The 15,012-nt window shown below is 37.0% G+C and carries 12 protein-coding genes; 10 read left to right on the plus strand and 2 right to left on the minus strand.

Features of this window, described 5'->3' with window-relative positions; all coding sequences use genetic code 11:
* Positions 1-146: 146 nt before the first annotated feature.
* Entirely contained in the window at positions 147-1,328 is a 1,182-nt protein-coding gene (locus tag NSQ14_RS07255; protein ID WP_095141688.1) for an FtsW/RodA/SpoVE family cell cycle protein, read from the plus strand.
* 165 nt (positions 1,329-1,493) lie between these two features.
* Positions 1,494-4,925, plus strand: a complete 3,432-nt coding sequence (pyc, locus tag NSQ14_RS07260; protein ID WP_346217045.1) for a pyruvate carboxylase — start codon at positions 1,494-1,496, stop codon at positions 4,923-4,925.
* Between the two features lie 28 nt (positions 4,926-4,953).
* On the opposite strand, the gene NSQ14_RS07265 is transcribed toward pyc, so the two are convergent.
* Complete coding sequence (locus NSQ14_RS07265; RefSeq protein WP_095141692.1) at positions 4,954-5,904, minus strand: COX15/CtaA family protein; 951 nt, start codon at positions 5,902-5,904, stop codon at positions 4,954-4,956.
* 313 nt (positions 5,905-6,217) lie between these two features.
* On the opposite strand from NSQ14_RS07265, the gene cyoE reads away from it, so the two are divergent.
* The 7 genes from cyoE to NSQ14_RS07300 all read left to right on the plus strand — a co-directional run bounded on the left by cyoE (position 6,218) and on the right by NSQ14_RS07300 (position 12,976).
* Positions 6,218-7,129, plus strand: coding sequence for a heme o synthase (gene cyoE, locus NSQ14_RS07270; protein ID WP_043988482.1), 912 nt, complete (start codon positions 6,218-6,220; stop codon positions 7,127-7,129).
* A gap of 167 nt (positions 7,130-7,296) precedes the next feature.
* Entirely contained in the window at positions 7,297-8,367 is a 1,071-nt protein-coding gene (coxB, locus tag NSQ14_RS07275) for a cytochrome c oxidase subunit II (RefSeq protein WP_034769568.1), read from the plus strand.
* Positions 8,368-8,395: 28 nt separating this feature from the next.
* A complete protein-coding gene (ctaD, locus tag NSQ14_RS07280) occupies positions 8,396-10,282 on the plus strand; it encodes a cytochrome c oxidase subunit I (protein ID WP_034769534.1) in 1,887 nt (628 codons plus the stop codon).
* Positions 10,279-10,908, plus strand: coding sequence for a cytochrome (ubi)quinol oxidase subunit III (locus NSQ14_RS07285; protein ID WP_095141696.1), 630 nt, complete (start codon positions 10,279-10,281; stop codon positions 10,906-10,908). Before ctaD ends, NSQ14_RS07285 begins: the two co-directional genes overlap by 4 nt.
* A gap of 2 nt (positions 10,909-10,910) precedes the next feature.
* Positions 10,911-11,246, plus strand: coding sequence for a cytochrome c oxidase subunit IVB (gene ctaF / locus NSQ14_RS07290; RefSeq protein WP_095141698.1), 336 nt, complete (start codon positions 10,911-10,913; stop codon positions 11,244-11,246).
* 317 nt (positions 11,247-11,563) lie between these two features.
* Positions 11,564-12,457 carry a cytochrome c oxidase assembly factor CtaG gene (gene ctaG / locus NSQ14_RS07295; protein WP_095141699.1) on the plus strand — a complete coding sequence of 298 codons (894 nt, stop codon included), beginning with the start codon at positions 11,564-11,566 and terminating at the stop codon, positions 12,455-12,457.
* Positions 12,458-12,511: 54 nt separating this feature from the next.
* Positions 12,512-12,976, plus strand: coding sequence for a DUF420 domain-containing protein (locus NSQ14_RS07300; protein WP_034769541.1), 465 nt, complete (start codon positions 12,512-12,514; stop codon positions 12,974-12,976).
* A gap of 47 nt (positions 12,977-13,023) precedes the next feature.
* Here the strand turns inward: NSQ14_RS07300 and NSQ14_RS07305 are convergent, their stop codons facing one another.
* A complete protein-coding gene (locus NSQ14_RS07305; protein WP_041845533.1) occupies positions 13,024-13,395 on the minus strand; it encodes a YugN family protein in 372 nt (123 codons plus the stop codon).
* 538 nt (positions 13,396-13,933) lie between these two features.
* On the opposite strand from NSQ14_RS07305, the gene NSQ14_RS07310 reads away from it, so the two are divergent.
* Positions 13,934-14,911 (plus strand): CAP domain-containing protein, encoded by a 978-nt coding sequence (locus NSQ14_RS07310; RefSeq protein ID WP_235369806.1) that lies wholly within the window; start codon positions 13,934-13,936, stop codon positions 14,909-14,911.
* The last annotated feature ends 101 nt before the right edge of the window (positions 14,912-15,012 follow it).

Raw genomic sequence — 15,012 nt, forward strand, 5'->3', positions numbered from 1 at the left:
GTATTACTGTTCGCTCCCCGGCAATTCGCCTTTTTCAGATAAACTGTTAAAATAAATATATTCTTTAGTCAATAGAGTGTCTTTATGAATGGAACAAGACATAACAAAAGGATAGAATATTCATTTAAAAGATTGGAAGAGAAAGTATGCTAAAAAAAAGATTGAAGTCATATGATTACTCCATCCTTGTTGTTTATTTACTTGTCAGCATTTTTGGATTGATCATGGTATATAGCGCCAGTATGGTTACTGCCATTCAGCTCTATGATCTGAGCAGTACGTATTTTTTTAATCGCCAACTAATTAATTTACTGATTGCTATTGTCGCTTTTGCGTTTGCGGCAATTATTCCTTACAAAAAATTAAAATCAACTGGTTTTATTCAATTGATCTTTTTTGGTTCTATCGTTGTCCTGATGTTCGTCCTTTTTATGGGGAGTAATGTCAATAATGCAACCAGTTGGTTGAGAGTTGGCGTTAGGAACATTCAGCCGGCCGAATTTGTCAAATTAGGAACAATAATCTATTTATCGGCTGTTTATGCCAAAAAGCAACCATACATAAATGATTTTAATAAAGGAGTCATCCCCCCGATAGTTTTTCTAGTGTTTGTTACATTTTTAATTGTGTTGCAACCTGACCTTGGTACGGCAGCCATTGTTTTTTCAACGGGCATGCTCATTGTATTTTGTTCGGGTATGAATTGGAAAAATCTAGGACGTCTGCTGTTACTAGGTGCTATCTTTATTGCTATTTTTTCACCGCTTATTTTATGGAAGCATGATGATATATTTACAGAGGAGCGAATGGGTCGTTTATATAGTTTTCGAGATCCTTTTAAGTATGAAGTAGATGAAGGATTGCAATTAGTCAACTCCTATTTGGCCCTTGGATCCGGCGGTTGGAGTGGCGTCGGTTTAGGAAAAAGCATTCAAAAATTAGGATTTTTACCGGAAGCACACACGGATTTTATAATGGCTATTATTGCCGAAGAACTGGGCGTTTTTGGTGTTGTTTTTGTTATTTTAAGCTTGGGGTACCTGATATTAAAAGGTTTTTATATTGGCATGAAATCGAAGGATCCTTTTGGAAGTTTATTGGCTTTTGGAATATCCGGAATGATCGGGATTCAAATGTTCATTAATCTCGGTGGCGTTTCGGGGATGATTCCCATTACGGGGGTCACGTTACCGTTTATTAGTTACGGGGGTTCCTCTCTTTTTATTTTGTCACTTTCCCTGGGGTTATTGATGAATATATCAAGTTACGCCAATCTCGAGCATGAACGGAATATTAAAAGCACGATTGAAAATAAAAAATCAAGATAATTATTTAATAAATTTATATTTTTTCCCAAACATTTTGTGGTATTATATATGAATATAAAAAACTGGTAGGGTTAACACTATTGGTCTACCAACTTTATCTAAAATTAGTTTTCTTAATTTGATTACTTTTCATTTTTAAAGCAAGAGAGAATGAGGTGGGAATTAATGGTCAAAATCAAAAAATTACTCGTAGCCAATCGGGGTGAAATTGCCATTCGAATTTTTCGAGCCTGTACCGAGTTAGGAATACGGACGGTGGCAATTTATTCAAAAGAAGATGCAGGGTCGTATCACCGTTATAAAGCAGACGAAGCCTATTTGGTCGGGGAAGGGAAAAAACCGATTGATGCCTATCTGGATATTGAAGGAATCATCCGTATTGCCAAACAAAATGAGGTGGACGCGATCCATCCGGGTTATGGATTTCTTTCGGAAAATATCGAATTTGCCCGAAGATGTCAAGAAGAGGGGATTATCTTTGTCGGTCCAAAAAGTGAGCACTTGGACATTTTTGGGGATAAAGTAAAAGCCCGACTTGCTGCTCAGAAGGCGAATATTCCTGTTGTTCCTGGAAGAGAAGTTGCAACTGAAGACGATATTCGCCAATTTGCCCAAGAACATGGGTTCCCGATTATTATTAAAGCTGCGATGGGCGGCGGCGGTAAAGGGATGCGCATCGTCCAAACAGAAAATGAACTTTCCGAAAATTTCCAGAGGGCAAAATCGGAAGCAAAAACATCATTCGGTAGTGATGAAGTATATGTTGAGAAATTTATTATCAATCCAAAACATATAGAAGTTCAAATATTGGCTGATACAAAAGGAAATATTATCCATCTTTATGAAAGGGATTGCTCCGTTCAACGACGTCATCAAAAGGTGGTAGAAATTGCTCCATCGGTATCATTAAGCAAAAAATTGCGTGATGAGATCTGTGATGCAGCTGTTCGACTTATGAGAGATGCCAAATACATTAATGCCGGAACAGTGGAATTTCTCGTATCCGAGGGTCGTTTTTATTTTATTGAAGTAAATCCCCGTATTCAAGTTGAACATACAATCACGGAAATGATAACGGGTGTAGATATTGTCCAATCACAAATTTTGATTGCGGAAGGACATGCCCTACATGGGGATATGATGGCCATTCCTCAACAGGAAGCGATTCAAACGAATGGATATGCCATTCAGTGTCGGATTACAACAGAAGATCCGCTTAATCATTTTTTGCCGGATACTGGAAAGATTACAGTCTATCGTTCGAGCGGCGGATTCGGTGTTCGCCTTGATGCGGGAAATGCTTTCCAGGGGGCGATCATTTCACCTTATTATGATTCGTTACTTGTAAAAGTCTCGACTTGGGGTTTCACATTCGAAAAAGCAGCTGCAAAGATGGAACGAAATTTGCGGGAATTTCGTATTCGTGGCATCAAAACAAATATTGCTTTTTTAATTAATGTTATGAAGCACCCGAAATTTTTAAACGGTGAATATGATACATCATTCATTGATACAACGCCTGAATTATTTCAATTTCCGATTGCGAAAGACAGGGGTACCAAACTGCTAACCTACATTGGTGATGTTACAGTGAATGGCTTTCCCGGAATCGGAAAAGGGAAGAAACCTATTTTTACAGCACCTAGAATCCCTGAAGTTAAAAATCTTGAGCAACCAATCCAAGGGACGAAACAAATTCTTGATCAATACGGTCCGGACGGTTTAGTTAAATGGCTGAAAAATCAAGATAAGGTTCTTTTAACAGATACGACATTTCGGGATGCCCATCAGTCACTTCTTGCAACAAGACTAAGAACATATGATATGGTAAAAATTGCGGAACCGACGCAAAGCTTGTTACCGGACTTGTTTTCATTGGAAATGTGGGGCGGTGCTACGTTTGATGTCAGCTATCGTTTCTTAAAAGAAGATCCATGGGAAAGATTACGTAAACTGAGAGAAAAAGTTCCGAACATTTTATTTCAAATGTTATTCAGAGGATCTAATGCAGTCGGTTATAAAAACTATCCGGATAATGTTATAGAGGAATTTGTAAAAGTATCTGCGCATGCCGGTATTGATGTGTTCCGGATTTTCGACAGCTTAAACTGGGTGAAAGGGATGGAAATCGCCATTCAGTCAGTCCGTGATGTCGGAAAAATTGCCGAAGCTGCTATTTGCTATACAGGAGATATCCATGATCCGAGCCGTTCAAAATATAATTTAAAGTATTATTTAGATTTGGCGAAGGAGCTTGAACAACAAGGAGCCCATATATTGGCGATTAAGGATATGGCCGGACTATTAAAGCCGGATTCTGCATATGAGCTCATTTCCGAATTGAAGAGTCATATTGATATACCGATCCATCTTCATACACATGATACAAGCGGAAATGGTATCTTTACCTATGCAAAAGCCATCGAAGCAGGTGTTGATGTTGTCGATACGGCGATTAGTTCAATGGCCGGCTTCACTAGCCAACCAAGTGCCAATTCTTTAGTATACGCCCTTGAGGGGAATAAAAGAAAACCAACCGTATCCATTCAAGGCTTAAATGAGTTAGGCAAATATTGGGAAGATATTCGGAAGTATTATCAAAGCTTCGAGAGCGGGATGAATGCACCACATCCGGAAGTTTATGAACATGAAATGCCAGGCGGACAATACAGTAACTTGCAACAGCAGGCAAAAGCAGTCGGATTGATTGACCGTTGGGAAGAAGTGAAACAGATGTACAGAAGGGTAAACTTCCTGTTTGGTGATATTGTGAAAGTTACCCCGTCTTCAAAAGTTGTCGGTGATATGGCACTATTTATGGTCCAAAATGAATTGACGGAAGAGGATATTTTTACAAAAGGAAGAACGATTGATTTTCCCGATTCGGTCATTGAATTTTTTCAAGGATATATCGGTATTCCTTATGGTGGTTTTCCAAAAGAATTACAAGAAGTTATCTTAAAAGACAGAAAACCGCTAAGCGTACGTGCAGGTGAATTGTTGGAACCGGTTAATTTCAATCAATTGAAAGAAGAACTATTCGCCGAAATGAAAGCAAAACCGACTGAGTATGATGTATTAGGCTATGCACTCTATCCAAAGGTTTTTCTTGATTATGTAAAAAGTCACCATCGATATGGAGATGTTTCTTGTATTGATACGCCCACATTCTTTTATGGTATGAGAATTGGCGAAGAATTGGAAATCGAAATAGAAAAAGGAAAAACGCTTTTTGTCAAACTTGTTTCTGTCGGCCAGGTACAACGGGATGGAACACGGATTGTTTACTTTGAATTGAATGGTCAGCCGCGTGAGGTTACTATCCGTGATGAAAGTGTTAAGGGAGATATTGTCGAACGGAGAAAAGCGGATCCGAAAAATGAAAATCATATCGGTGCCACGATGCCGGGAACAATTGTGAAAGTTCTGGTTGAAAAAGGAAAGAAAGTGAAAAAAGGCGAACATTTGCTTATTACTGAAGCAATGAAAATGGAAACAACTGTCCAGGCACCGTTTTCCGGTACGGTTGAAGAGGTGTGTGTACAAGATCGCGATTCAATCAAACAAGGTGATTTATTAATTGTATTAGGAAAGTAAGAAAAGCGCAGGGAGTCCTGCGCTTTTCTTAATCAACTTTATAATTAAAGTCGATTGGTCTAGTTGCATGACGGCTATTATTTTGATGGATACGGTAAACAAGAAAATTCATAAAACTTAATAGACCAAATAAGCAGGAAATAAATAATGTATGCAATAGAGCAATAAATAAATTTAATTGTGTAAATATAGTTAATGCACCGGTCGTTGCTTGCAGTAAAACAAGTATAAAGGCTAACACCCATCCGTAATAAAGGACTGGTTGATTGCGGTAATGTTTAATAGATAAAATCATTATGTAAAAAATCCATAAAAACAAGACCCCTGCCGCTAATCGATGCCCCATTTGCGCCCATTCATATAAGTTTTGCGGAAGGCCGACAACAGAATTGTTACATAAAGGCCAACTTGGACAAATCAAACTTGCTTCCATATGTCGAACAAGTGCACCGGAATAAATAACAACCAGACTATAAACGGTAACTCCAATGGTATGACGTTTCAACCGACGATCGAAATGTACGGATTGGACAGAAAACTTTTTATCAACTTCAAAGATTAGTAAAGTTAATAGGAGGACGCCGGCAAATGAAATCAGTGAAATACCAAAGTGTAAGGCTAAAAAGAAATCGGATTGTCCAAACAAAACCGTCAAAGCCCCGATAAAACTTTGAATGAGGATGAAAGCGATTGCTAAAATCGATAAAAATTTTCTTTCCGGAATGTTTGGCATATGTTTCCATGTCAATACAACTAATATGAGGACTAAGATGGAAACAATACCGGTTACAAGTCGGTGAGAAAATTCAATTAATAATTCAGCATTGATTTCATTAGGTATAAATTGACCATGACAAAGCGGCCATGAACTGCCGCAACCATCCCCTGATCCGGTTTTCGTAACCAGCGCACCACCAAGTAGTAATAACAACATACCCAGTGTTGAAAAGATGGCAAGACGTTTAATTCGACGCTGCAAAAGACTCACCTACTCCATAAAAATATAAATAATTATAAAAATTATACATGATTTTGTTGAAAAATACTGCGTAAAATAGTCCTATATACAAAATGTCACACATTTGTCACATATTTTTTGAAATATGTTCACAAAATTTCGCTACTTATGATTAAATATAAGATAAAGTGTATTTGAACCATTTACAACATAATAATCGTAATTTATCAAAGTGAAATAATAGAAATCTATTTATAAATCATATATAGTAGTGTCAGGGAATGTTTCCACGTTAAAAGGAAGGAGGGCGTTTCATGTGGGAGATACAAAAGTAATTCAGCCTGAATTTCAAAATGAAGATGTGAATGGTAAAGAGTCTAAATCGACTTTAGTTAAAGACTTTTTAGCATTAATTAAAATCGGGATTATTAATTCAAATATAATCACGGCCTTTACGGGAATTTGGCTGGCACTTTTTTATAATGGTCTTGGTTTTTTTGATCATTTAGATAAAGTGATTTTGGCAATCATAGGTACTTGGCTTGTCATTGCCGGTTCTTGTGCATTAAACAATTATATTGACCGAGATATTGATGGAAAAATGGACCGAACAAAATCACGTCCAACAGTGAACGGCCATTTTTCATCAAATTTTGCATTGACCATCGGGCTTTTGTTCGTGACATTAGGTGAACTATTTCTGTTTCAAACAACCGTAACAGCCGGCTTAATCGGAGCCTTTGGTTCATTTATATATGTTGTATTATATTCACTATGGTCAAAGCGGAGGTATACGCTGAATACGGTCATCGGGAGTTTTTCCGGAGCCGTTCCGCCGTTAATTGGTTGGGCTGCAATTGATGGCAATCTTCATATTGTCAGTTGGGTGTTGTTTCTAATCATGTTTTTATGGCAGCCACCGCATTTTTTGGCGTTGGCCATGCGAAGAACGGATGATTACCGTGATGCCGGTATTCCAATGCTTCCGGTTGTGTATGGTTTTCAAGTGACAAAAAGGCAAATCATGATTTGGATTTTTTGTTTATTACCTTTGCCGTTTTATTTACTCTCTCTCGGCATCCCGTTTGTCATATTGGCAACCATTTTAAACATCGGTTGGATTGTGCTTGGACTAACCGGGTACAAAAAACAAGACGATATGAAATGGGCAACAAAAATGTTTGTCTACTCGTTAAATTATTTAACCATTTTATTTGTTGCCATGGTCATAGCTACATTATTATAAATGTGACCCAGGTGTAAGGGGGATCATTCCCTTACACTTTACATAACTACAATAAACACGATTAATATCGTGTTTATGATAAAAAGGTATTATATCAATACCAGTACTATTCTTTTAAATTTTAAGTGTAATTATTTTAATTTAAAGAAAGAGGGGATTGATTGGGGATGAAATTTGGGCGTCTGAGTTTCTTATTCCTTCTATTGACGCTGGTTTTGGCGGGGTGTGGCGAACCGTTTTTATCAACATTAAAACCTGCCGGGGAAGTTGCTGAAACACAATTGACTTTGTTGTTTATCAGTACTTCTATAATGGTTTTAGTCATTTTAGTGGTTGTCATTATTTATTTGATTGTACTTTTTCGTTTTAGAAGGAAAAAAGGGGAAGAAAATAAAATACCGAAACAAGTCGAAGGTAGTCACAAGCTGGAAATTATTTGGACAGTGATTCCTATTCTTTTACTTTTATCTCTTTCCGTTCCTACCATTGCCGCTACTTTTAAGTTGGGCGATGTAAAGGATATGGATAAAGTGGATAAAGATGGAAACCGTGAAGCTTTAGTTGTAAATGTGCGAGCCAACTTATATTGGTGGGAATTCGAGTATCCGGACCTAGGCATTATCACTTCTCAAGATTTAGTTGTACCTACAGATGAAAAAGTATACTTCAATTTAAAAGCATCTGATGTAAAACACTCGTTTTGGGTTCCTGCTGCAGGCGGAAAGATGGATACAAATACAGATAATGAAAATAAGTTCTATTTAGTTTTTGATAAAGAGAAAGCGGACGAAGCAGGAAATTTATTTTATGGGAAATGTGCGGAGTTATGCGGCCCGTCACATGCTTATATGGACTTTAAAGTAAAAGCGGTTTCACGTGATGAATTTAATCAGTGGGCAACTGCTATGCAAAAGAATAAAGAAGAAGTACAGCCAACAAGTGATCTGGCTAAACAAGGTCAAGAAGTATTTCAAGCGAATAATTGTATAGCATGCCATGCTGTAACCGCCAATGATGCAAGACCGGAAACAGCTCGGACAGCGCCAAATCTGGCTGATTTCGGTAACCGTACAAGAGTAGCCGGTATATTAGAATATAACGAGGAAAATTTAAAGGCATGGATTCAAAACCCGGAAAAATTTAAACCGGGCAATCAAATGTATAAAGAGGCAAATTTATCTGAGGAAGAATTGGATGCTTTAGCAGAATATTTAATGGGTTTAAAAGTACAAGAATAATAAAGGGGAATAAAAGGGAGGTAGAACCGTGAGTAGCGTCGCAGTGAAAAAGGGGTTAGGCGCCTCTGTTTGGGAATATTTAACAACTGTCGATCATAAAAAGATTGCACATCTTTATTTAGGTACAGGTGGTTTCTTTTTCCTGCTCGGTGGAATAGAGGCACTGTTCATCCGTATTCAATTAATGAAACCAAATAATAATTTTGTTAACGAACAATTATTTAATGAAATCATGACAATGCACGGAACGACGATGATTTTTCTTGCGGCCATGCCAATATTATTTGCATTTATGAATGCGGTGGTTCCAATACAAATCGGTGCACGAGATGTTGCATTTCCGTTTTTGAATGCACTTGGCTTTTGGTTGTTTTTCTTTGGGGGTATGTTTTTAAATCTTTCCTGGTTTTTGGGTGGTGCTCCTGATGCGGGGTGGACATCGTATGCCTCGTTATCGCTACGATCAGAAGGGCATGGCATTGACTTCTATACATTAGGTTTACAAATATCCGGTTTTGGCACGCTAATATCCGGAATTAACTTTCTGGCGACAATTATTAATATGCGGGCACCGGGAATGTCATTTATGCGAATGCCGTTATTTACTTGGACGACATTTATTGCATCAGCACTTATCCTTTTAGCATTTCCGCCGTTGACAATCGGTGTATTCTTATTAATGTTTGATCGTTTGTTTGGCAGTAACTTCTTTGATGTTACGATGGGTGGAAATACAATTATCTGGGAGCATTTCTTTTGGATTTTCGGACACCCGGAAGTGTATATTTTAGTTTTACCGGCCTTTGGCATATTCTCTGAAATTATTCCAACATTCTCAAGGAAACGTTTATTTGGCTATTCATCCATGGTGTTTGCGACTGTTTTAATCGGATTTTTAGGGTTTATGGTTTGGGCACACCATATGTTTACAACCGGGTTAGGAAATGTTGCCAATGCGATTTTTGCTATTGCGACAATGGCCATTGCAGTTCCAACCGGGATTAAAATATTTAACTGGTTATTAACGATGTGGGGTGGCAGTATTAAAATTACTGTGCCAATGTTGTATGCACTTGGCTTCATTCCCAGCTTTGTTATCGGTGGGGTTACTGGGGTCATGCAGGCAGTGGCACCTCTCGATTATCAATTACATGATACGTACTTTATTGTTGCACACTTCCACTATGTCATTATAGGCGGTGTGGTATTCGGAATTTTGGCAGCGACTCATTTTTATTGGCCAAAGATGTTTGGAACAAAACTAAGCGAAAAAATGGGATATGTTACTTTCACTTTATTTTTCATTGGCTTCCATTGTACGTTTTTTATCCAACATTTTCTCGGTTTAATGGGAATGCCGCGAAGAGTTGCAACATTTTTACCCGGACAGGGACTTGAACTTGGAAACTTAATTAGTTCAATTGGTGCTATGCTTATGGCTGTTGCGGTAATTATTTTATTATTTAATGTTGTAATAACTTCAATTAGAAATAAAAAGGTGGGTGCTGATCCGTGGGAAGACGGGCGAACTATGGAATGGGCCATTGCTTCACCGCCGCCTTTCTACAATTTTAAACAAACACCGTTAGTAAGAGGTTTAGATACATGGTGGTTGGAGAAAATGGAGGGCAAAAAGGAATTAACTCCTGCTGAACCATTAGGAGATATCCACATGCCAAATAATTCGATAATTCCATTTTTCATTAGTCTTGGATTGTTTGTAGCCGCTTTTGGTGCTATGTACAATCCGTTAAATTCGGTTGGCGACGGGAAAAGTTGGGGATTACCGGTATTGATTATTGGCTTAGGTATCACGTTTGGTTCCATGTTAATTCGTTCGTTACGAGACGATTTCGGCTATCATATTCATAAAGAAGACTTGTTGGAAGATGATAAAGGGGGGAAAGTGGGATGAATGCAGAAGAAAGATATACGCCTTTGAATTGGCCGGATCATCCTGAAACCCAAACATTAGAAGGAAAAAACAAATTCCTCGGTTTTTGGCTTTTTCTGGCGGGGGAAACGGTTTTATTCGCTTCCCTCTTCGCTACTTATTTGGCGTTAAAGGATTCAGTACCCGACAGCTCTCATCCACTGGCGAAAGATCTATTTAACTTGCCTTTAGTTTTTGCCATGACAATGATTTTATTGACAAGTTCAATTACGAGCGTTTATGCCATTTATCATATGCGAAATTATCATTTTAAAAAAATGCAATCTTGGTTTGTCATTACGGTCTTATTAGGTGCCGGCTTTTTGGCTTTAGAAATTTATGAGTTTACTCACTATGTTCATGAATATCATTTTACTTTTGGCTCAAGTGCCTTTAGTTCAGCTTATTATACGTTGGTTGGAACACACGGAGCACACGTTACATTTGGTTTATGTTGGATAATTGCTTTGTTAGTTCGAAATGCCAAACGGGGATTAAACTTATATAATGCACCAAAATATTACGTAGCCAGTTTGTATTGGCATTTTATCGACGTCGTATGGGTTTTCATCTTTACAGTTGTTTATTTGATAGGTAAGGTGGGATGAACATGGAAAATGAACAAGCGAAAAATCCAAATCTTCGTGCACACCATGACTATCGTAGAAAAAAAAGCGCCAAGGAAATGCAGGTTCAAGTTATTACTTTTGCATTGATGATATTTTTAACGATTGTTGCATTTATTGCCGTCGGAACCGGTGATTTTTCAGTCAAATTTATTATTCCGTTTATTTTGCTGTTGGCGGTTATTCAAGTTGGTTTTCAGCTTTATTATTTCATGCACGCAAGTCAAAAAGGACACGAGTTACCGATGTTCTTTATGTATTCGGCCGTGATCATTGCTTTTGTCACTGTATTGGCTTTTGTAACAATTATTTGGTGGTAAAAAATATAAGGGGATGGTCAAGACTATAATATCCATGGACACCACAATTGGATTTCTGATAAAAAAGGTTAGAAAAAAATGTGGAATGGATTTATTTCGTCAATGAGCTCCCCTTTTTCCACAGAATAAAAGTAAAAAAATTGGTGGAAACCTTTGATTAAGTTTTTATTGTCCAACTCAAAGCCTTTCTAAAAAATAATATTAAAATTTGAAGAATCACATTTATGTCATAAAGTTGTCAAATTCAATTATTCGCTACTGTAAATGAATAAAGTTATAATATATAAAAGGGTAGCGATCGATCGAGGTGTAGGCAGTTGTTTAGACTAGAGCAGTTTGGTTTTCGGGCATTATGGAGTCCTTATTTCTTTTTGTTTCTCTTGGTCTTGACACTTATATTTTTTTATGTTGCCAAAAAACAACGCCACCGGTTTGAAGGTTCGGAATTATTAACGAAAAAAGAAGGCACTCTGTTTATTTTTACCATGCTATTTTTATATATCATTAAAGGGTCTCCGATTGATCTACTCGGTCATCTTATGTTTACCTTTCATATGATACAAATGGCTTTTTTATATTTGCTGATTCCGCAACTTATTATTACAAGTGTTCCGGTATGGATGTGGAAAAAACTGCTCTCTCTACCGGTAATTAACAAAGTTTTTGCCTTTTTTACGAGACCGTTGATTGCCTTGATTGTTTTCAATGGCATGTTCTCTTTTTACCATATACCACTAATATTCGATCAAGTGAAAACGAATATATGGTACCATGCTCTGTATACAAGCATTTTATTTCTATTTGCCATTTTCATGTGGTGGCCGCTCATCAATAAAGTTGAAACGGAGAAACGTTTATCCGGTTTGAAAAAGGTCGGCTATTTATTTGCAGACAGTATATTAATTACTCCGGCATGTGCCTTGATTATTTTTAATCATACGCCCATGTATGAAACGTATACGAATATAGAAGCTTGGGTGCAGTCGCTGCATTTATGTGTACCGGCAGATGTTATCTCAACTTTGCAATTATCTGGTCCGGAGATGTTCAATCTAATGTCGGCACAGTATGATCAGCAAACCGGCGGAGTAGTTATGAAAATATTACAGGAAATCATTTATGGCGTGATTTTATATCGAATTATGATGGATTGGTACAAAAGAGAACAAGAAGAAACCGATTCTTTTCCGATCCCCGGTAATGGTCCATAAGTAAATTTTTAGTTTAGAATCTGTCAAAAATTCGTTTAGTAATGAGGTATGATTATGGGACATCTTGCATTTTTACCGACTTTAAGTACTTTATGTATTGTAATCAGTGCGATTTTTGTCGCGATTGGCTGGTATTTTATCAAACAAAGAAAAATTAATCTTCATCAAAAGATGATGATTACAGCGGCGGTATTCGCGGTTCTTTTTTTCACTATTTATGCGAGCCGTACCGTTTTTATCGGTAACACCTCTTTTGGGGGACCGGAACATATAAAAATTTATTATACGATTTTCTTGATATTTCATATTATATTGGCTACAATTGGTGCCATCCTTGGTATTCGTACGATATGGCTTGGGTGGAAGAAAATTTTGGACAAGCATCGAAAGTTAGGTCCGATAACAAGTATTGTTTGGTTTTTCACTGCCATAACCGGTGTAGTTGTTTATATTCTTCTATATGTTCTTTACCCCGGAGGAGAAACAACATCATTAATAAAAGCAATTCTTGGGTTTTAAACAAAGGATCGCTACCGTTTATTGGTAAGGCGATCCTTTGTTACCCTTTAGGATTCTATAGCTAGTGCCAGCGGTTCCAGTTCTTCTTTGACTGCCAGTAATATTTCTTTGCACTTGTTTACTAATGCATTTGGAAAATTTTCATCTTCTCCATACTCTACACCATGTGGATAGTAATACTTTCCAAGAATCGGTACTTTCAATTGGATGATTGCATCATGGGCACCAACATCTCCTGAAACAGCATAGCCTTGTACTCTTAAATAATATACATTATTATTAATAACTATTTTTCGGTCGTATGTTACTCTTTCGTAATCCCATTGTCCTGCACGAATTAAGCCGTATTCTGGTAAAATTTCATCCAGAGTATTTAGATCCAATTGCAAATGTTCTAACCCCGTGTTCTCAATATACATAATTTCTCCCTCCTACAAAAGTTAACAAACGGTAAGCCCCATCATTATCATAATAGTTGAAAATAAGTTGACTTTCAATAAAATTAATGGAATTTATTTAAACTAGAAGGAAAGTTTAACAAATCGGACGAATGGGCAGTTTCATCTTCCACATAATGATCAACGCGAGTTTTGAGGTGGGGACAAGACTTGCTGATAAGAGTTGATAAAGTATAGGGTTTTAGCGGGGGATGCTAATTCGGCATGATTATCTTTAACCGATTCTATACAGCTCCTTTTAAAATGTTTTTAAAAAGTGTTATAATAAAATGAAAATTATCGCTTCCTGCACTTTTACTTCATTCAGCTTATTCTTTAAAAAGTCAGGTGAATTTTTAGTAGAATGATTCTATTATTTATTATGATACATATAAATAAATAGAACAAGTAAGGCAAGGGGGGAAGTCCTCTGAAAAGCTTAGTTAGAATTTTAGTTATTGCTACGATTATTTTAGTGATCGGAATATGGTTCAACCAATTTTATTCACGTGATAAAGTTTTGGTAGATGATAAAAAGAAAATCGTAGAAAATGAAAGTTTGAATATTGTCCAAGAAGATTCTAGCGAAAAAGTGGAACAGAAAAGACCGAAAGCGGGAATTTCAACCTATATTGGTAAATCACTTCATACATTTCAAGAAGAATACGGAGAACCTTCAAGACAGGAGCCGTCTTATCATGGATATACATGGTGGATTTATAATCAAGACGGTAAATATATGATGGTAGGTGTCGACAAGGAAAAAGTAGTTACAATAGCCGTTGCCACTCCAGGCATTGATGTAACACCGTTTCAGATTGGAGAAAATCTTGAATCCGTATATAAAAAAGTAGAAATGCAACCGGAGATTGAGCTTAAAAATGAAGATGGTGTATATCGTTTTGAATTGTTTGAGGATGATTTAAATATAAAACCATTGATTTCGCTTGGAAATATTTATGCACAATTATATTTTGATCATTTTGAAGGAAAATTGTTATTTGTTCGGTTTATGGATGGTGAAACATTAATAAAGCAACGCCCTTATGATATGTCATATCGGGGGAAACTTGTTGAACAAGAGCCCTTAACAGATGAAGAATGGAATCAAGCTGATTCGGCTGCAGAAACACAGATTTATGAACTAACCAACTTAGTCCGGAAAAACTTCAACCTTTCCGAGTTAGGTTGGGATCAAGAAACGAGAAAAGTCGCTTATGAACATAGTCAGGATATGTACGATACAGAAACCTTTTCCCATGACTCCGAAAAATATGGTGATCTTGCTAATCGGTTAAGTAAAAAAAATATTTATTATGAATCAGCAGGAGAGAATATTGCATACCAATATACAGATAGTCTTGCTGTCGTAAGTGGTTGGTTAAATAGTAAAGGACATCGGGAAACTTTGCTCAATCAGGACTTTACCCATATCGGAGTAGGTGTTTATCGAAAATATTATACGCAAAACTTTATAGAAAGATCGTGGGAGCAATAATTGCTCTCATTTTTTTACAGAATAATTGTGTAAGAAACATTTTTCCGGTTTCAGGTAGCTTAAATATACTTTGTCATAATTCCAGGATTTTCCCGTAAGAA

It is taken from the genome of Caldifermentibacillus hisashii (genome assembly GCF_039654145.1).
Classification (GTDB): domain Bacteria; phylum Bacillota; class Bacilli; order Bacillales; family Caldibacillaceae; genus Caldifermentibacillus; species Caldifermentibacillus hisashii.

Bases quoted from the DNA above. Each gene is read 5' to 3' on its own strand.
- ctaF (WP_095141698.1), top strand. From the start codon at position 10,911: ATGGAAAATGAACAAGCGAAAAATCCAAATCTTCGTGCACACCATGAC.
- NSQ14_RS07300 (WP_034769541.1), top strand. From the start codon at position 12,512: ATGGGACATCTTGCATTTTTACCGACTTTAAGTACTTTATGTATTGTA.
- coxB (WP_034769568.1), top strand. From the start codon at position 7,297: ATGAAATTTGGGCGTCTGAGTTTCTTATTCCTTCTATTGACGCTGGTT.
- pyc (WP_346217045.1), top strand. From the start codon at position 1,494: ATGGTCAAAATCAAAAAATTACTCGTAGCCAATCGGGGTGAAATTGCC.
- NSQ14_RS07285 (WP_095141696.1), top strand. From the start codon at position 10,279: ATGAATGCAGAAGAAAGATATACGCCTTTGAATTGGCCGGATCATCCT.
- NSQ14_RS07305 (WP_041845533.1), bottom strand. From the start codon at position 13,395: ATGTATATTGAGAACACGGGGTTAGAACATTTGCAATTGGATCTAAAT.
- NSQ14_RS07255 (WP_095141688.1), top strand. From the start codon at position 147: ATGCTAAAAAAAAGATTGAAGTCATATGATTACTCCATCCTTGTTGTT.